Raw genomic sequence first — 18,779 nt, forward strand, 5'->3', positions numbered from 1 at the left:
TGTGCCCAATGTGGTGGCGCAGTCCCTCAAACGGAGCAGTACCGACAATATTGCGGTGATTTTGCCGCGGATCAATACCTCCTACTATTCCGACATGACCAGCGGTATCAGCTGGGAGCTTGCCAAGCACGGCTACCATCTCTTCATCTATGAGATGGAGAACCTGCACAAGCCGGAGCTGGAAGTCCTCCAGATGATGCGGGAGAACATGGTGGCAGGGGTCATCTCCATTGGGATGTCCGATGACATGATGTTCCGGGATTCCCTAGTGTATTTGGTGGAGTGGGGAATCCCTGTGGTGTATGTAAACCGCCTGATCCCGTACCAGGGGTACCCGCTGCTCTATCCCGATTTCATGCGGGTGGGGGAGCTGGCCGCCAACCATCTCATCAAGCGGGGTAAGCGCCGCCTGGCCCTTTTGCAAAAGCCATCGGGGGAGGACCTGGTGGTACACCATGCCGAGACCTTCCGGAAAGCTGTGCAGGCCCATGGCCTGGAGCCTCCTGCCATTTTGGAGACGGCCCCCGGCCTGGTCACCTCGCCGGAGTGTCTGGACCGCCTGACCGGGGGAGAGATCGACGGGGTCTTTGTCCTCAACGAGCTGATGGCGGCCGGCCTCATCAAATGTCTCACCCAGCAGGGGATACGGATTCCGGAGGACATTGCAGTCCTGGGATTTGGTAATTCTCTTGTTGGAGAGATTACAGCGCCGGAGCTCTCCTGTGTGGACCTGCAAAACTATGAATTGGGCGTCCATGGCGCCCGGCTAATCCTCCGGCAGATCCAGGGGCTTTCCATCGAGCCGGTCACCATGCTGGAACCTTCTATCGTACAGCGCAAATCAACGTAGCAGCACAAAAGACGGACTAAAGTTCGTCTTTTGTTATAAAGGTTAAACGTATAACTAAATGCGAATAAAAGAGAAGAGGTAGATTTTATGTATGGAAACGGAGTACCGCAGCTTCAGCAGGTCCACGACATCTTTGATGTGGTCCACGGGAAAAAAGAGGCCGATCTGCTGATCAAGAATATACAGATCCTGGACGTCCACGGGGAGACGGTGTATGGCGGATCCCTCCTGATCTACCGCGGACGGATCGTGGCCCTCTCCCCCGATGAGGATCAGATCCAGGTCAAGGAGGTCTTTGACGGACAGGGGCTGTACGCCATCCCCGGTTTGATCGACGCCCACCTCCACTTTGAGTCCCAGCTGGCCCATCCCACCGCCCTGGGCGAGGCCATGGTGCCCAACGGGACCACGACCATTTTTGCCGAGTGCCTGGACCTCATCGGTTCGGCCGGGGAGGAAGGGCTGGAGGCCTTCCGGATGCTCTTCAAGGACTATGAAAAGCTGCCCTATCGGGTCTTTGCCTTTGCCCCCGGCAAAAAGGTCCCGGCTCACATTACAGAGGAAATTCTGAAAGAGAAGCCCGTCATCGGTCTGGGCGAGTTTGAACACTTCTCATACTCTAGCGGAAATGAGGAGGACTTCCAGAAAGCGGCCTGGCTGCGGGAGCGGGGCGGCTTCCAGAATTCCCACTGGGGCATCACCACGCTGAGCGATCTGGAGCTCAACTATCTGCCCGCCATCGGCTCCACCAACAACCACGACGTCTGGAATGGGGATGACATCGCCAAGAGCATCCGCTACGGCTACTCCACTCAGATCAAATTCGGCGTGGGCAGCAGCGAGGTCATCAAGACCCTCCTGCGCGCCATTGTGGACCGGAAGTTCCCCACCGACAACTTCTGTCTGTGCTCCGACAATATCTCCATCGACCGCCTGACCAAGATGGGCCACATGGACTGGATCATCTCCCTGTGTGTGGAAATGGGCATCCCGCCCATCAAGGCCATCAAGATGGCCTCCTACAATACCGCAAAGTACTTCCGCATGGACGATCAGATTGGCTCTCTCACCCCCGGCCGCTGGGCGGACATCGTCCTGACCGACAGCCTCTCGGTCATCGAGCCCAAGTACGTCTTTAAATCCGGCGAGCTCATCGCCAAGGACCGCACCCTCCTCAAGCATACCGAGATCGGCTATGACGGCATGGTGACCAAGGGCGTGCCCGGCCTGGATGACCTTCGGCCCGAGCAGCTGGACCTGCGGCCCATCGAGGTCTCGGCAGATGGAACACAGGCCAAAGTGCTCCTCTTTGACGTCTATGGACGGGGACACGCCAAGTTCTATCAGGAGGTATGGGTACCCTACGTGGATGGGAAGGTGGTCCCCGAGCTGGACGGTCAGAAGCTGGCCCGGATCTCGGTGGTCAAGCGCTACCCCGCCGCCGGAGAGGAGCGGCACATCGTCAACGGCCTCTTCAAAGGGGTCTATGTGGAGCGGGGCGCAGTTTCTACATCCTTCCCGGCTCCCACGCCCTATATGGTGGTGGTGGGCCAGGAGAGCAGTGAGATGTATGCCTGCCTCAAGGCGGTGGACCAGTACTCCGGCGCCTGCATCGTGACGGAGGATCAGACAGCAAAGGCGGTATTCCCCATTGAAATCTATGGTATGATGGCCAATATGCCGGTGGAAGAGCTGCGTGCCGCCTCGGCCAAAATCGACGCCGCCCTGGAGGAGCTTGGCAACCACAATGAGGGAGAGCCGGTGACCAACAAGCTGCTGAGCCTGTTCATCTCCCTGCACCGCTTCCGCTTTATGGAGTAACGGGGCACGCGCGCCGGAACAACGCAGAAGAGGAGGAGAGTGCGTGAGCGACTATATCCGAATGGAGCATATTACCAAGCGCTTCCCGGGCGTCACCGCCAGCGCCGACGTGTCCATCGGCTTTGCACGGGGGGAGATCCATGCACTGCTGGGGGAAAACGGCGCCGGAAAATCCACCCTCATGAATATGCTCTACGGCCTTTTGAAGCCCGATGAGGGACAGATCACCATAGACGGCCAGCCGGTCCGGATCAACGGGCCTCAGGATGCCATTGCCCACGGTATCGGCATGGTCCACCAGCATTTTATGCTGATCCCCAAGTTTACCGTGCTGGAGAACGTGATCCTGGGCGGGAAGCTGGACCGGGAACCGCTGCTGGATACCCGCGCGGCCCGGAAACGGATCCTGGATCTCTCCGCCAAGACCGGACTGAAGGTGGACCCGGATGCCCGCATTCATGACCTGAGCGTGGGAGACCAGCAGCGGGTGGAGATCATCAAGGTGCTCTACAAAGGGGTGGACGTCCTCGTTATGGATGAACCCACCGCCGTGCTGACGCCCCAGGAGACCGACGAGCTCTTCCAGGTGCTGCGCAACTGGATCAAGGAGGGGAACACCGTCATCTTCATCACCCACAAGATGCGGGAGGTACTGGAGTTCTGCGACCGGGTCAGCGTCCTGCGGGACGGGCATTTCATCGAGACCGTTCCGGTGAGCCAGATCGACGAGGAGCGCCTGGCCCACATGATGGTGGGACGGGAGGTGGAGCTGCGGCTCCAGAAGGCGCCTCCCAAAACCGGGGAGACCGTCCTGGAGGTCAAAGATCTGACCGTGCAGGCGGAGAGCGGCGTGCCCGCGGTATCCAACGTGAGCTTTACGGTGCGGGCGGGGGAGACCGTCGGGATCGCCGGCGTGGACGGAAACGGCCAGCTGGAGCTCATCGAGGCCATCATGGGCCTGACCCCCTCTGCCTCCGGGGAGATCTGTCTCAAGGGAAAAGAGATCACCCACTGTACGCCCAAAGAGATTTTGGAGCGGGGAGTATCCAACATCCCCTTCTCCCGGCAGACCGAGGGACTGGTCCTGAATTTTTCGGTGCGGGACAACTTTATCCTGAAGGAGCGGTGGCACGCCCCCTACGCCAAGCACGGTCTGCTGCAAAATAAGGTCATTGACCAGACCGTCCGGCGCATGATTCAGGAGTATTCCATCAAGGCCAATGGGCCAGAGACCCGGGCGGGCAATATGTCGGGCGGAAACCAGCAGAAGATCGTCGCCAGCCGGGAGATGGAGCGTCCCCACGACCTGCTGGTGGCCTGCCATCCCACCCACGGACTGGACATCGGCGCCATTGAATTCATCCACCGGCGGATCCTGCGTGAGCGGGAGGAGGGGAAGGCAGTCCTGCTAGTCTCCACGGAGATGGATGAGCTGCTGGCCCTCTCAGACCGGATCCTGGTCCTCTTCAAGGGGCAGATCATGGGCGAGGCGCCCGCTACGCCGGAGGCGGTACAGCAGATCGGCCTGATGATGCTGGGAAAGAAAGTGCAGGCGGGCGCCTGCTGAGGAAGCGAGGATGGACGCAGGAGACTGTGATCCAAAACCATATTATGTTACGGAGAAAGGTGATTGTTATGAAAAAGAGACTGACAGCCATGACTCTTGCAGCTGCGATGACCCTTGCCCTGACCGCCTGCGGCGGCGGAAGCACTCCGTCCTCACAGACGCCGGAGACCGGGAACCCGGACGGCGTATCGGTGGCCATCCTGCTGCCGGGCACCATCAACGACGCCGGCTGGTCCGCAGCGGGCTACAACGGCCTGATGCAGGCCAAGGAGGATTTTGGACTGGCGGCCGCCGACTATTCTGAGTCGGTCCCCCTGGCCGAGCAGGAGAGCACCATCCGGGATTATGCCAGCCGTGGCTATAACCTGATCATTGGACACGGAAACGACTTCCAGGACGCCATCGAGAGCGTCTCGGGCGAGTTCCCCGACACCGCCTTTGCCATCACCAACTCCACTGTGGAGGGATTTGACAACGTGGTCGGCATCGACGTGAAAAATGAGGAGCAGGGCTATGTGGCAGGCTACACCCTGGGCCTGCTCACTCAGAGCGGTAAGGTGGGATTTGTGGGCTCCATCGAGGGCCTGGCCCAGACCCGCGTGGAAAACGGCTTTGTAGAGGGCCTCAAGGCGTCCAATCCCCAGGCGGAGGCCGTGGTCACCTATGTGGGCTCCATGGACGACTCCACCAAGGCCAAGGAGCAGGCCAACGCCCTCTTTGACGAGGGAGTGGACTGCATCTTCCAGTACGCCCAGGGCGCCGGCATCGGCGTGGTCCAGGCGGCCGAGGAGGCCGGGAAGCTGATCGTGGTCACCAGCCCCAGCCAGCAGGAGATGGCCGCCAATACGGCCGTCATGTACGTGCAGACCGATACCAAGGAGCAGATCGTCAGCGCGGTAAAGGCCTATACTGAGGGGAATTTCAACAGCGATCTGAAGATCGAGGGCACCTTTGCCTCCGGCCTCTTCAAAGTGGGCGGCTTCAACAGCGAGCTGATGAGCGAAGAGATCCAGCAGCAGGTCCAGTCGGTGGTGGACGATCTGACGTCCGGCGCCCTGAATCTGGAGATTTCCGCCAGCTAAACGGTACATTACTTGCCGGGGGCGGGATACCGTCCCCGGCACAGAACACCCGACACCGTACCGCAGGAGCCCTGCCGGAAAATACCTGCAAAGAGGGCGGGGCTCGGAGAGATAAATGGCCAGGAGGAACGCGACTATGAGTGAAAAAACAGCGGCGCCGCCCAAAGCGGATGCGTCTGCCAGCTACGACCGGCTGGACCAACTGGTCCGGCAGTTTGAAAAGGTATTCAACATCCTGATCCCAGTGGTGGCCATTGTGGTTTCCCTGCTGATCGGCAGCATCATTATCCTTGCGCAGGGGGCGTCGCCTCTGGAGGCCTACGCCGCGCTGGTGCAGGGCGCGTTCGGAGGGGCCTATAACCTGTCCAACAGCCTGGTCATGGCCACTCCGCTGATCCTGACCGGCCTGGGAATCGCCCTGGCGGCACGGTGCGGCATCATCAACCTGGGCGGAGAGGGACAGATCGTGATGGGCGGCATCTTCGCCACCTTTGTGGGGACGCTGCCCCAATTGCAGGGCCTGCCTGCCCCGGTGTATGTGCCCCTGTGTCTGCTGGCCGCCTTTCTGGGCGGAGCCCTCTGGGCTGCCGTCCCCGGGTACTTTTTCGCGCGGCATGGGGTCAATTTCATGATCACCACCATGCTGCTCAATGACATTGCAAACGGCATCATCACCGCGCTGGTACAGGGCCCCATGAAGGAGGCCGATAAATTTGCCCCTCAGTCGGCCCAGGTGGCGGTATCCGCTCGGCTTCCCATTCTCTTTTCCGGGACACGCCTTCACGCGGGCTTTTTGCTGGCGGTGATTTTGGCGGCATTGGCCTTCTTCGTGCTCTTCAAGACCCCCTTTGGGCATGATCTGCGGACGCTGGGTGAAAATCCCACGGCGGCCCGGCATGCGGGCATCCATGTCTTTGGCATGCAGATGGTCATTGTGATCCTGGCGGGAGGACTGGCCGGTATGGCCGGCTCGGCGGAGATCCTTGGGTCGCAGTACCGTCTGCGCTCGGGCTTCCTGTCCAACTACGGCTATGAGGCGCTGGCCGTGGCCATGCTGGGACAGAAGCATCCCTTCGGCGTGGTCATTGCGGGTATCCTTTTCGGCGCGCTGAAATCCGGACGGGGCAGCATGGCCCGGGCGGCCGATCTGCCCACCAGCTTCAGCATGGTGCTCAGCGGCGTCATTATCTTCTTTGTGGCGATCAGTCCCATTTTGATGAAACTGCCCCGCTATCTGGCGCTGCGGGAAATGAACCGCAAGAACCGCCAGAGCGGCAGCCTGTCCGGCACGGTCTAAGGAGGAGAGCGTATGGAATTTCTGGGTATTTTCAATCAGGATTTTTTCTATACGGCGATCCGGATGGCGGCTCCCATCATTCTGGCTGCTGCGGGCGAGGTCATGCTGGAGCGGGCCGGTATCTTCAATCTGGGCATTGAGGGGGGTATGCTTCTGGGGGCCTTCCTGGCGGTTTTGGGCTCCTATCTGTTCCAGAGTCCGTGGATGGGACTGCTTCTGGCCATCCTCGGCGGCGTGGTGCTGGGCGTGATCTTTGGATGGGCCACCATCAGCCTGCGCGCCAACCAGGCGGTGACCGGGACCGGAATCAACATTCTCTTTGCGGGTCTCACCTCTCTGCTGGCCCGGATGATCTGGGGTGTCCGGGATGTTCCCCTGACCGTGCCGGCCTTTCAGGAGGTGCCTATTCCGCTCTTGAGCGACATCCCCTTAATTGGTCCGGTCCTGTTCCGGCACAGCTTTCTGGTGTATGTCTCCTACCTGATGGTGTTTGTTTTGGCCTTTGTGCTCTATAAGACCACCTGGGGACTGAAGATCCGGGCCATCGGCGAGTATCCCAAGGCGGCCGACACCATGGGTATCCATGTCATCGGCTGGAAATATGGCATGTCGGTGCTGGGAAATGTCTGCGCGGCTGTGGCGGGTGTGATTCTGTCCATCTGCTTTACCAACTGCTTTGTGGATAACATTGCCTCCGGCCGGGGCTATATGGCGGTGGCCTGTGTGATCCTGGGCCAGTGGAATCCCTTTGGTGCGCTGGCCGGCGGACTTATCTTCGGCGCGGGCAACGCACTCCAGATGCGCCTTCAGATTTACAATGTCCCCATCCCCACCAGCCTGCTGCTGGTGATCCCGATGGTGCTGGCGCTCATCATGGTGCTGTTGGTCCGGGGCAAGGCCTCCGCCCGTCCGGCGGCTTTGTCCAAGCCCTATGAGAAATAAGAGCAGAACATATGAGACCCCCGGAAGAAATCTTCCGGGGGTCTCACCTTTGAGCAGAGAGAAGTAACTTTTTCAGTCATATGGAGTACCTCATAACAGGGCAGGGCAGCTTTGACAAGAATGTCAAAGCCGCCCTGCTGTCGCATACAGTACTAAGAATGGTTTGAAAAACGCTCAATAATTTCATCGATTTCTCGGATCTTGTCGGTATTATATAGGCCCTCTTGCTTTGAAAGCTTATATAGCAGCGTATCAATAATGTGCATGGTTGGGACAAAGGAGAGAAAGGCCGCTTCGCTCTGCACGGGGAAGATGAGATCACTGAGGCTGGCAACACAATTGCGGTATCCGTCACAGATGGAGATGATACGGCAGCCTTTTTCTTTTCCGTATGAAAGCAGATCATAGGTGAAATTTTTTTTCTTCATGAAAGAAAAAGCGATGATAAGATCCTCTTTGTCCCAGGTACTGATTATGTCAAAGGAAGTATCCAGCCCGGGGATCAGCAATTGACAGTTTGGGATTAACTGATTTAACAAAATTTGCAGGGTAATTGCGGGGCCAATCGCCACACGGGTGGCGGCGATTCCAATTCGTCTGGAAGAGGAAATAAGAGAAATCGCTTCATCATAGAGAGAATCCGGAATTTGGCGAATGGTTTCATTCAAATTGTAGAGTGTTTGATTGTAGATTTGGTCGGTATCGGTCAGATCCTGATTGTCTGAGGCCAGCGCTTTCATAAAGCGTTCTACAATCGACTTGCCGGACTCCACTTCACCACGGATATCGCGCTGCATCTCTCGAAAGCCGCCATACCCAAGAAAGGTAGCGAAACGGACGACACTTGCTTCACTCACGCCTGCTTGCTGCGCCATCTGTTTCACGTTCATATAGACCGCTTCGTCTGTATGCGCTGTAATAAAATCTGCAAGCTTTTTTTGACGTTCGGACATGGTAGCGTAGCTTTTTTGGATTTTATTTAAAATCATATAACGCATCCCCTTTTGTAGTCAAAGTAAAGAGTGCTGGGGAAAATGCTGGTATTTTCAAAAAATTGTTTTAAATGCGGTGAAAATATCATTATAAGTATAACATATTTTATAAAAAAAGGAAGCTTTAATATTTTTTGTGCCAGAAATAGAAGTGAAGACAGAAAACAAAAAACACAAAAAATAATTAATAATAAAATAATTTTATGTCATATCATACAAAAACAAGGCGGTGTTTTTGCTCATATATGAAAAAAATATTTCATATATGTTTTTGTGGTTGAAATAAAAATAATCAAATAATATAATGGAGCCATCAAAGCCGACAGGCTACTGCATCGGAGGTTGAGTATTCATGAAAGCAAAAAGATGGTTTGCGTGTGTCCTTACCACAGCGATGTTGATTGGAACCACTTCGTGTAGCACAGAGACAGAATCCACAACTGGAAGTGATCCTGGAGGGGAAGAGCACACATATCAAGTGGCGATTTTGATTCCAGGGTCCATTAACGATGGCGGTTGGGGAACGACCGGCTATGAGGGAGCGAAAAAAGCCGCAGAATCCATTGGCGCTGAGTTTAGCTATACAGAGACGAAATCTCCGCAAGATGCCATTGAGGCGCTCACCGATTATGGCGAGCGAGGATTTGATATTGTGTTTTGCCACAGCTATGACTATCAGGATTCCTGTGCCAGAGTTGCGCCAGACTATCCGGATACGCAGTTCATTACTTCGGGCGGCACGGTTATGACGGAGAATATAACCCCCATCTATGTACAGTCGGAGCAGGCGTCCTATCTGCTGGGCGTTTTGGCGGCCAAGATCACGAAAACTGGAAAAGTTGGTCTGATTGGAAGCGAAGAGCTTCCCTCTATCACAAAGACCATGGTGGGCTTTGAACAGGGTGTCATGGATACGGACAGCAGTGTAGAGGTGACCACCACTTATTTGGGAAGCGCCACCGATGTCGGAAAGGCGAGAGAAGCGACCGTAGCGCTGATCAACAGCGGATGTGACATCATTTTTGGAAATGCAAATGCTGCGGCACAGGGCGTATTCCAGGCCGTCGATGAAAACAAGGATAAGGGCGTGCTGGGCTTCGGAAGCTATGCCCGTATTACAGAGACGTATCCGGACTGCTTTATCGCAGACATGGTGTCCGAATATGAGCCCGTGTTTGTGAAGATGGCTGGCGAGATCAAAGACGGCACCTTTAAACCGGGTGAGCAGTATTTTGCAGACATTTTCAACGGAGGCGCGGTGATTTACTTTAATGATGAGCTTCCGGTAGAGGATGAGGCAATGGATGCCTATAATGCGGCGGTCGAACAATTCCGGAATGGCGAAATCGAGATCGATATTGGCGAATATTAAAAAATAGGTGAATGAGTCGCTTGCTGTTGGGGCCCCTCTCAAAGTTGTTTTGAGAAGGGGCCCCATAACAAAAGGGAGGCATCTATGCACAAATTAGAGGTAAAGGGATTTACAAAGCGATTTGGAAATCTTGTGGCAAATGATGACATTTCTTTTTCCCTGGACAGTGGAGAAGTGATGGCCATTCTGGGAGAGAACGGAGCCGGAAAGACCACCCTGATGCGCGGGATTTACGGAATGGATGTACCGGACCAGGGAGAGATATGGATCAATGGCAAGCAGGAACAGATTCTTTCGCCCAAAGATGCGATCCGGCTTGGCATTGGCATGGTTCATCAGCACTTCATGTTGATGAACCAATTTACGGTGGCGGAAAACCTGATTCTTGGGTTGAGCGAGGTAACCGGTCCGATTTTGGACCGCAAAAAAATCAATCAGAAAATCAACGAATTTTTTTCTCAGTATCATTTTGATGTTCCGGCGGACGCATTGGTGAAGGATTTGCCGGTTGGACTCCAGCAGCGAGTGGAGATTATGAAAGTTCTCTTCCGGGGTGCCGATATATTGGTGCTGGATGAGCCGACAGCCGTTCTGACGCCCCAGGAAATTCAGGAGCTCTTTCATATCATCCGCCAGTTGCAGGCAGAGGGAAAATCCGTCCTCTTCATCAGCCATAAGTTGGACGAGGTAAAGGAAATCAGTCAGAGGATCATGGTACTCCGCCTTGGAAAAGTGACGGGTATTGTGGAGACAAAGGATGCAGACCCGGGGCAGATGGCACGCATGATGATTGGGCGTGAATTGGCGGTACTGAAAAAAGAGCCGCTGCCTCAAGACTTGAAGCGCCGGCGGATTTTGCAGGTAAAAAATTGCACAGTGAAGTCGGATAAGAAATATTGCGTCAAAGGCATTTCGTTTGATGTATTTTCCAACGAAATACTGGGCGTTGCAGGCGTGGATGGAAATGGACAGAAGGAGCTGGCAGAGGCCATTACGGGACTGTGCCACATGGAGTCGGGCAGCATTCAGGTCAATGGAGTGGAGCTGTCCGGGAAAAGCGTGCGGGAAATCCGCAACAGCGGAGTGGCGCATGTACCCGAGGATCGAAGAAAACGCGGCCTGATTCTTCCGTTTACTCTGGTAGAAAACAGCATCCTGGTCAAACATGATAGCCCGCCATTTTCCCATGGTATCCTTCTGGATCAAAAAGAGGCCGTGGCATTTACAAAGAAGAACATTCAGGACTATCGCATCAAATCCCAGTCCGAGCGGGACACGGCCGCAAGCTTGTCCGGCGGAAATCAGCAGAAAGTGATCATTGCACGGGAGCTGGCCACAGACCCCGAATTGCTGATCACAGTAAAGCCCACTCGCGGCCTAGACGTTGGTGCGGTAGAGTACATCCATTCCTGTCTGCTCGCGCACCGCAATCGCGGGAAGGCGGTATTGCTGATCTCGTCCGAGCTGGAAGAGCTCATGACATTGAGTGACCGCATTATGGTCATGCACGGCGGAGAGATTACTGGAATTGTCTACCCAGATGAGGTCGATGCAGAAAAACTGGGTTTGATGATGGCTGGACAAAAAACAGAGGATTGGGCTGAGGTACCGAGAGAAGGAGAGATAATGTGAAAATGACGGAATCTTTTCAGAGAATGCTGCGGTCTATTTGCCTCATTCTGCTGGCGCTGCTCTGTTCCCTGGTAGTAGGGTCGTTCTTTTTGCTTGCGGCCGGATATCAGCCCCTTGAGGCGTATATAAACATTGTCCGAGGCGCATTTGGAAGTAAGACCGCACTGACACAGACACTGTGCAAGGCGACCCCTCTTCTGTTGATCGGAATTGCTGTGGCGGTGGCCTTCAAAGGCTCTGCGTTCAACATTGGCGGTGAAGGACAGTTTTATGCCGGAGCACTTGGATGCGTCCTGTGCGAGATGCTGGTACATAATAGCGGTCTTCCGGGAATCGTCGTCATTCCCTTCTGCCTCCTGGGGGCATTCCTCTTTGGTGCGCTGTGGGGAGGCATCCCGGGGTACTTGAAAGCGGTACGGGGATCCTCTGAGGTCGTTACATCTGTGATGCTCTCCTCCATTATGGTACTTCTGGTGAAGTTTTTGGTGGGCCAGGGAGGTCCGATCGCGGAACCGCGGGGGATTTATCCGGAGACGCAGGAGATCATGGATGCGGCAAAGCTTCCGTATGTGATTCCCGGAACCAGACTGCACCTGGGATTTTTCCTTGCGCTGTTGATTGCGGGACTGGTCTATTTCTTGCTGGAAAAGACCACGCTGGGCTATAAAATCAAGGCAACCGGCCTAAATAGCAATGCGGCAGAGTATGCAGGAATCCGGGTCGGTATGGTTACGCTCTCCACGATGGCGTTCAGTGGAGCCATCGCCGGTCTGGCCGGAGGAATCGAAGTGCTGGGTACATCCTGGAAACTGTATGCAGGCCTGTCTCCCGGGTATGGATACAATGCCATCGCGGTGGCCCTGTTGGGACGGCTCCATCCGATTGGAATTATTTTTAGTGCGCTGCTGTTTGGAATGCTGAATACCGGTTCCAATCAGATGGCACGCAGCATCGGAATCCCGAGTACACTCGCATCCATTTTGTAGGCGCTGGTCCTGCTCTTTGTGGTCGGATTCTCCATCCTGGAGCAGAAGCAGTTTATCTTCAAGAGAAAGGAGACCGTAAAATGAATGGCTTCTTGAGCGGTTCCGTGTGGCTTGTGCTATTGCAGTCCACGGTGCGAATGGCAACGCCCTATACGCTGGCGGCAATGGGAGGCTTATACTCGGATAAGGCCGGTGTAAGCAGTATTGAGCTGGAAGGTATTCTTTTGATGGGCGCGTTTTCTGGATTTACAGCTGCCTATATGACCAATCGGCTCTGGATCGGGTTGGCGGCTGCAATGATCTCCGGAGTGCTGCTCGCGGCGATTTATGGGTATATGGTTGTGTACCTGGGAAGCAAGCCCGCCCTGGTAGGTACGGCAATTGTACTGCTTGCCACAGGTGTGACCAGCTTTTTTTACAGAAGTATTTTTGGTGTATCCGTGGAATTCCCGTCGGTGGACCCGTTCCAGGATATTGCACTTCCAGTGCTCCATAAGATCCCGGTCATTGGAACGATTTTCTTTGAGCAAAACATTCTGGTCTATTTGTCCTATTTGCTGGTGATCGGAAGCTGGTTCTTTTACAGCCGCACTGCGCTGGGCCTGCAGTGCAGAGCGATGGGAGAAAATCCCTATGCAGCCGATACGCTCGGCTTGCGGGTGCGCTGCTATCGCTTCACCAATGTTTTGATCACAGGTGCGATTGCGGGAATCGCAGGGGCCTATCTGTCCATTGCCACAGCAAGCAGCTTTGTGGAGGGAATCTCCGCAGAAAAAGGATACGCGGCCTTCGCGATTATCATATTGGGAAAATACCACCCGATAGGCGCATTTTTGGGATGCCTTCTCTATGGTTTTGCAGATGCACTTCAGCTTAATTTGCAGGCCTTTGGCATCAATATTCCGTATCAGTTTATGCTGATGCTCCCCTACATCTTTACCCTGATCGTGATGTTCCTCACAGGCAGCGGAAATAAGCCGGAAGGACATGGAGTCTTTTTCAAAAAAGGGGCGCAGTTAGGATAACCCGATACGGTTGGCGCAGCAATAAAGTGCAAGGGGACAGAGTATGAATGAGAAAGATGTGTTGATTTTAGGAATTTGCGGAAGTCCAAGACGGGGAGCAACGGACCGTGCACTGGATTTGGCGTTGGATGCAGCGGAAAACATTGAGGGAGTCTATACCGAAAAAATCGCGCTCTATGGGAAGGACATCCGATGCTGTAAGAATTGCAATGTCTGTGTAAAAAAAGAGACGCATTATTGCCCGGTCATTGAAGACGACATGGAAGAGAGATTTTACGATCTCTATTTGCGCTGCGACGGAATCATCCTGGCAACTCCGATTTACTACATGACGGCCACCGGACTGATCCAAAATTTTATGAGCCGGATGAAACCATTAGGTGCCTATGCGCGCAGCGGTGTGTTTGGGACCCGCATGGGAGGCGGAATCGTAGTCGGCGGGATGAGAAATGGCGGACAGGACTTCTGCCTCTCCGTGCTGAACAATATGCTGCAGGCCACCGGCACCAACATTGTCGGCGGAGGCGTTCAGTTCTATAATGGAGCTGCGGTATGGTCCCAAAATGAGATCGCGCCACGGGATCAGATTGGTATGCTGGAGGCACAGGCGCTGGGGACAAAACTTGCGTATATGTGCAAAGTGATAAAAGAAGGTTGTTATCATCTGGAGGGATCCCTAAACAGCGCAAACTTTTTGGGGTACAGAGACCAAGCAGAATTGGCGCAGGGGTCCCGCATACGGGGACTGTAAGGCTGCCCATTAATTGAATAAAACGGAAAAGGAGCATAAATGTTATGGATCGTGAATACGGAACGTTTCAGAAACCGAAGAAAGTACGGATTGTTGTCGAAAAGTGTCCGAAAAACGAGGCAGGGCGGGCATGTCACTGCCATGAGGTAGGACAGGTTTTTACCTTTGATTTTGAGCAATGCCCGCAGGACTTCTGTGCTGCGGCCTTCCACAGCCTTTGGCCGCAGCTGCGCGTTCTGGAGCTGGGCGGCCGCCATCCGTGGGACAGCCAGGAGGGGGTCACCCGTGTGGCCTGCCCGGATCCGGGAAAACCTACGATTTTCCGCATCGAGACCTATGAGGAGGACTGAGTGAGGTAGGCGCTATGGATATCACATTGCCCTACGGCAGAGGGCATCTGACCGCTGAGATCGGACCGGCCCATCCGGTTCGGCTGTTGCAGAACCAGGAGCATTTTGCGGAGAGACCGCCGGAAGAGATCATAAGGGAAGCCCTGACGCATCCGTTTGGAGAACGGCTCTCCACATTGGCGGCTGGCAAAAAAAGTGCAGTGATCATTGCGAGCGACCATACCAGACCGGTTCCAAGCAGATGGATCCTGCCGCAGCTCTTACAAGAGCTGCGGCAGGGAAATCCACAGATTGCGGTCACTATCCTGATTGCCTGTGGATGTCACCGGGAGATGACTCCCCATGAGCTGGAGACAAAATTCGGAGCGGAAGTTCTGAAAAGCGTTTCGATTGTCCAGCATGACTGCCGGAGGGAAGAGGATTTTGTCGAGATCGGGACACTTCCCTCCGGAGGGACGCTGAAAATCAACCAGGTCGCGGCCAAGGCGGATCTGCTGCTGGCAGAGGGATTTATTGAACCACACTTCTTCGCCGGATTTTCCGGCGGCAGAAAAAGTGTGCTGCCAGGGATTTCGGCCCGCGAGAGTATTTTTTGGAATCACAGTGCCGGTATGATTGCAAATCCCTGTGCGCGCGCCGGAGTGCTGGAGCACAATCCGATCCACGCAGATATGGAAGCGGCTGCCGACATGGCTGGTCTGGCGTTTGTCTGCAATGTGATTCTGGACAAGGAGAAACGGCTGGTGGCGGCTGTGGCGGGTTCTCCGCAGCAGGCCCATCGAGCGGGATGTGAGATATCCCGACAGATGACGCAGGTGAAAGGAAAACGGACCCCCATTGTCATTACCACAAACGGGGGATATCCTCTGGATCAAAATCTATACCAGTGTGTAAAAGGAATGGCGACGGCGGCCGAAGCGTGTACGCCGGGTGGGGTCATTATCCTGTGCGCAGCCTGTGAAGATGGACATGGAGGGGCCCATTTTTACCAGGCACTTAAGGAGGCGGCATCCATTCCGGAACTGCTGGACAAGATCCAAAAGACTCCGCCGGAGCAGACGACGGCGGATCAGTGGCAATATCAAATTCTGGCACGCATATTGAAACAGCACTCTGTAATTATGGTAACCCGACCGGAACTCGAGGAAATGGTATGTGAGATGCATATGGAGTATGCACCGGATCTGGAGAGTGCCATCGAAATGGCAGATAGAAAGGTTGGGACCACGGGAGAGATCACGGTGATCCCGGATGGCGTCAGTACCATATTTTGCGCGGAATGAAGAGGGGGAGGATACTGCCGTGAAACGAATCCTATTTGCGTCAGATTCCTTTAAAGGGACCCTGTCTGCACAGGAGGTCTGCTCCATTCAGAAGGAAGAATTCCAGATGCAGTTCCCCCAGTGTGAAATGGTCATGCTGCCTATGGCGGATGGCGGGGAGGGCTTGGTAGAGGCCTGCCTATCTCTCCGCCCGGGACAGCGAATTACCTGTACGGTGACGGGACCAAACTGGGTGCCGGTGGAGAGCGGGTATGCCATTTTAGAAGACGGGACGGCGGTCATTGAGATGGCCGCCGCAGCCGGATTGCCGCTGGTGGGGGACCATCGGGACTCCCTGACGGCGACGACATATGGCGTAGGAGAACTGCTGCTGCATGCCTGCGGACAGCCGGGGGTGCGCCAGATTCTCTTAGGGCTCGGTGGAAGCGCGACCAATGATGCCGGAATTGGCATGGCACAGGCACTTGGATGGAAGTTTTTTGATGAAAAGAGGGAAGAAGTTCCCGCAAAAGCATGCTATCTGAACCGGATCCACCATATCCTTCCGCCGGAGCACCCCCTTCCGGTGCCGGTGACGGCCGCGTGTGATGTCAAAAATCCGCTGTGTGGGCCCATGGGTGCGACCGCGGTCTATGGACCCCAGAAGGGCGTAACACCGGAACAGGTGCCGATTCTGGATGGAGGCCTGCGTCATCTTTCCGCCATACTGGAGCAAATGCTGCACCGGGAGATCGGGACCATAGAAGGCAGCGGAGCCGCAGGAGGCATGGGAGCGGGTGTGTTGGCCTTTCTCAACGGCAATCTAAAGCCGGGAATCGAGCTGCTTCTGGATATGGCGGACTTTGACCGTATTGTGCAAGGGGCAGATTGCGTCATCACAGGAGAGGGAAAAATCGACCGGCAGAGTCTGTATGGAAAAGTCCCGTCTGGTGTGGCGAAGCGGTGCCAGAAATACGGGGTGCCATGTATCGCGCTGTGCGGAAGTGTGGGTGAAGGGGCGGAAGAGCTTTACCAAATCGGAGTGAGCGCGATCTTTAGCGCGGTATCCACCTGTACGGATTTTTCCGGGGTTCAGAAAACCTGCCGTGAAGACATGCGCATACTGAGCAGAGCGACCGCGCGAATGATCCGTACCTTTTAATGAGAGAACAAATTTGTAATATTGCAAGAACGAGGAAAGGTCTCCACGCGATCCGACCAATAGATCGCCAGTGGAGACCTTTCCTCAATGGAAAAGAAGGGGGGATTCGCTTAACTTAACAGATCGATGATGGTACAAATCATCATTTTGCTGGGGAGGAGATAGAGCATCTCTTCATTGTCAATGCGGAAGCGGTCTGAATGCAGAGCACCGGAACATCCGCCCACCACAATTTGAGAGGTGGGTACCAGTTTGGACACGTTTCCCAAATCGTTGCTGTAATAGCCGTGAGGCCGAATCGGGACCGGGCGATGGGTCAATTCCTCACAGTTTTTCATGTAGATCTGGCTGAGGGGCATATCGGCAATGAAAGACTGATAACCCGGTATTTTCTCGTACTCCAGTTTACAGCCCAGGCTCATGGCCGCGCCTTCCACCGCGCAGACGACTTTTCGGTCGATTTCTTCCAAAATTTCCGGAGTCTTGCTCTTCGTCGTCACCCGCAGAACAACATGATCGGGGATTCCGCTCGTGTGCTCCACGGGATCCAGGGAGTCTGAAATGTAGGAATAATCATCCAGAGGAAGCGATTCGCGCACACACTTCAGAGCGTACATGGCGAGCATGGCGCCGTTAAATGCATTGATACCCTTGCTGGGATCCATCGCTGCATGGGCGTTCTTCCCGTACAGGTGGAAGATCCAGCGGTTGAATCCATTGCACCCTGCGGACAGGAGAGCGGGCTCCGTTACTTTCTCATCGTTGATGAGCGCATGCGTACTCAACAGGGCGGTCAGGCCGTCAAAGCATCCCAAACGGATCATCTCCTGTTTGCCGCTGCGGGATTCCAGCCCCTCGGTATCGTGGAGCTTTTCAAACAGCGCATCGGAAACACCGCCCTCTTCGGCGGGGCAGCCAAAGAAGCTGACGCTTCCTTGGAGATGTTCTGCAATGCCGGAGCCGGTCAGTGCACGGGCCACGCCCACCAATGCGGTCGTCTGGATGTGATGGCCGCAGGTGTGAGCTGCCCCGGTAGAGGGATTTGCGTCCGGGTGGTTGGGGATATAGGTGGCGTCGATCTCGGCGATGACACCAACATGGGGGCCGGTTTGCCCGAGCTGAAAGGTTGCGGCCACACCGGTGTGGGCTACGCGATTGAGCTGGGTGGGATGCAGGGCATGGAGCGAGTCAAACAGGTGCTGTGCCGTAAAATCCTCCTGAAATGCCAGCTCTGGATGGTGATAAAAGGTCCGGCCCAGCGCAATATACTCCTCCTTATGGGCGTCAATATATTGGACTGCGGCCTCTTTCATCTGCTGCTTTTGCATATGGCACCGTCCTTCCCGAGAATATGGAATTTTTTATTTCTCCTCAAAGGACTCGCCTTCTTCAATGGCCTCGATTCTGAAATTCACGGTGACAACCGGATCGGGACAGGCGACCAGGGTGGTTCCCTCTTTGGCATCCCAGGGGTGCCGGCCGCCCAGCTCCAGAACGCGCAGGGCGGGCCAGAGGCTATGGAACGCAGCAGCACAGAAATTCTGAGGGCAGCGCTCGAAGTCAAATTCAAAGGTATCTCCTGCCTTATGGCAGCGGCAGGTTTTACCGCTCTCGGGATGGGGGCGGCACTGATCTACGACGATGCGGACCTTCTTCGGCTTCTGATAGCTGTGGTTATCCATAGTAAA

17 protein-coding genes are annotated in these 18,779 nt (G+C 55.0%); 14 read left to right on the forward strand and 3 right to left on the reverse strand.

Annotated elements, in window-relative coordinates; genetic code table 11:
• Position 1: 1 nt before the first annotated feature.
• The 6 genes from I2C21_RS14085 to I2C21_RS14110 all read left to right on the forward strand — a co-directional run bounded on the left by I2C21_RS14085 (position 2) and on the right by I2C21_RS14110 (position 7,559).
• Positions 2-850, forward strand: coding sequence for a LacI family DNA-binding transcriptional regulator (locus tag I2C21_RS14085; protein ID WP_195279540.1), 849 nt, complete (start codon positions 2-4; stop codon positions 848-850).
• Positions 851-937: 87 nt separating this feature from the next.
• Complete coding sequence (locus I2C21_RS14090; RefSeq protein WP_195279541.1) at positions 938-2,671, forward strand: adenine deaminase C-terminal domain-containing protein; 1,734 nt, start codon at positions 938-940, stop codon at positions 2,669-2,671.
• Positions 2,672-2,714: 43 nt separating this feature from the next.
• Complete coding sequence (locus I2C21_RS14095; protein ID WP_353654822.1) at positions 2,715-4,238, forward strand: ABC transporter ATP-binding protein; 1,524 nt, start codon at positions 2,715-2,717, stop codon at positions 4,236-4,238.
• Between the two features lie 68 nt (positions 4,239-4,306).
• Positions 4,307-5,320 carry a BMP family protein gene (locus I2C21_RS14100; RefSeq protein WP_193536015.1) on the forward strand — a complete coding sequence of 338 codons (1,014 nt, stop codon included), beginning with the start codon at positions 4,307-4,309 and terminating at the stop codon, positions 5,318-5,320.
• Between the two features lie 136 nt (positions 5,321-5,456).
• Entirely contained in the window at positions 5,457-6,617 is a 1,161-nt protein-coding gene (locus I2C21_RS14105) for an ABC transporter permease (protein ID WP_193536018.1), read from the forward strand.
• A gap of 12 nt (positions 6,618-6,629) precedes the next feature.
• Positions 6,630-7,559: an ABC transporter permease gene (locus tag I2C21_RS14110; RefSeq protein ID WP_195279542.1), complete on the forward strand. Its 930-nt coding sequence runs from the start codon at positions 6,630-6,632 to the stop codon at positions 7,557-7,559.
• Between the two features lie 152 nt (positions 7,560-7,711).
• On the opposite strand, the gene I2C21_RS14115 is transcribed toward I2C21_RS14110, so the two are convergent.
• Positions 7,712-8,548 (reverse strand): MurR/RpiR family transcriptional regulator, encoded by an 837-nt coding sequence (locus I2C21_RS14115; protein WP_195279543.1) that lies wholly within the window; start codon positions 8,546-8,548, stop codon positions 7,712-7,714.
• A 355-nt stretch (positions 8,549-8,903) separates the two neighbouring features.
• Here I2C21_RS14115 and I2C21_RS14120 point away from each other — a divergent pair, with 355 nt between their 5' ends.
• The 8 genes from I2C21_RS14120 to I2C21_RS14155 all read left to right on the forward strand — a co-directional run bounded on the left by I2C21_RS14120 (position 8,904) and on the right by I2C21_RS14155 (position 17,091).
• Positions 8,904-9,923, forward strand: coding sequence for a BMP family protein (locus I2C21_RS14120; RefSeq protein WP_195279544.1), 1,020 nt, complete (start codon positions 8,904-8,906; stop codon positions 9,921-9,923).
• A gap of 84 nt (positions 9,924-10,007) precedes the next feature.
• Positions 10,008-11,555: an ABC transporter ATP-binding protein gene (locus I2C21_RS14125; protein WP_195279545.1), complete on the forward strand. Its 1,548-nt coding sequence runs from the start codon at positions 10,008-10,010 to the stop codon at positions 11,553-11,555.
• A 2-nt stretch (positions 11,556-11,557) separates the two neighbouring features.
• A complete protein-coding gene (locus I2C21_RS14130; protein ID WP_286167311.1) occupies positions 11,558-12,541 on the forward strand; it encodes an ABC transporter permease in 984 nt (327 codons plus the stop codon).
• An 80-nt stretch (positions 12,542-12,621) separates the two neighbouring features.
• Positions 12,622-13,566: an ABC transporter permease gene (locus I2C21_RS14135; protein WP_195279547.1), complete on the forward strand. Its 945-nt coding sequence runs from the start codon at positions 12,622-12,624 to the stop codon at positions 13,564-13,566.
• A gap of 43 nt (positions 13,567-13,609) precedes the next feature.
• Positions 13,610-14,317, forward strand: coding sequence for a flavodoxin family protein (locus I2C21_RS14140; protein WP_195279548.1), 708 nt, complete (start codon positions 13,610-13,612; stop codon positions 14,315-14,317).
• A 44-nt stretch (positions 14,318-14,361) separates the two neighbouring features.
• A complete protein-coding gene (locus tag I2C21_RS14145; protein WP_195279549.1) occupies positions 14,362-14,667 on the forward strand; it encodes a TIGR04076 family protein in 306 nt (101 codons plus the stop codon).
• Positions 14,668-14,681: 14 nt separating this feature from the next.
• Positions 14,682-15,950 (forward strand): nickel-dependent lactate racemase, encoded by a 1,269-nt coding sequence (larA, locus tag I2C21_RS14150; protein ID WP_195279550.1) that lies wholly within the window; start codon positions 14,682-14,684, stop codon positions 15,948-15,950.
• Positions 15,919-17,091, forward strand: a complete 1,173-nt coding sequence (locus I2C21_RS14155; RefSeq protein WP_286167309.1) for a glycerate kinase family protein — start codon at positions 15,919-15,921, stop codon at positions 17,089-17,091. Before larA ends, I2C21_RS14155 begins: the two co-directional genes overlap by 32 nt.
• A gap of 110 nt (positions 17,092-17,201) precedes the next feature.
• Here the strand turns inward: I2C21_RS14155 and I2C21_RS14160 are convergent, their stop codons facing one another.
• Both I2C21_RS14160 and I2C21_RS14165 read right to left on the reverse strand, forming a co-directional pair.
• Positions 17,202-18,419, reverse strand: coding sequence for a M20/M25/M40 family metallo-hydrolase (locus I2C21_RS14160; RefSeq protein WP_186963044.1), 1,218 nt, complete (start codon positions 18,417-18,419; stop codon positions 17,202-17,204).
• A gap of 33 nt (positions 18,420-18,452) precedes the next feature.
• A complete protein-coding gene (locus I2C21_RS14165) occupies positions 18,453-18,773 on the reverse strand; it encodes a TIGR04076 family protein (RefSeq protein WP_195279552.1) in 321 nt (106 codons plus the stop codon).
• Between the last annotated feature and the right edge of the window lie 6 nt (positions 18,774-18,779).

Source organism: Clostridium sp. J1101437_171009_A5 (assembly GCF_015547905.1).
Classification (GTDB): domain Bacteria; phylum Bacillota; class Clostridia; order Oscillospirales; family Oscillospiraceae; genus Pseudoflavonifractor_A; species Pseudoflavonifractor_A gallinarum.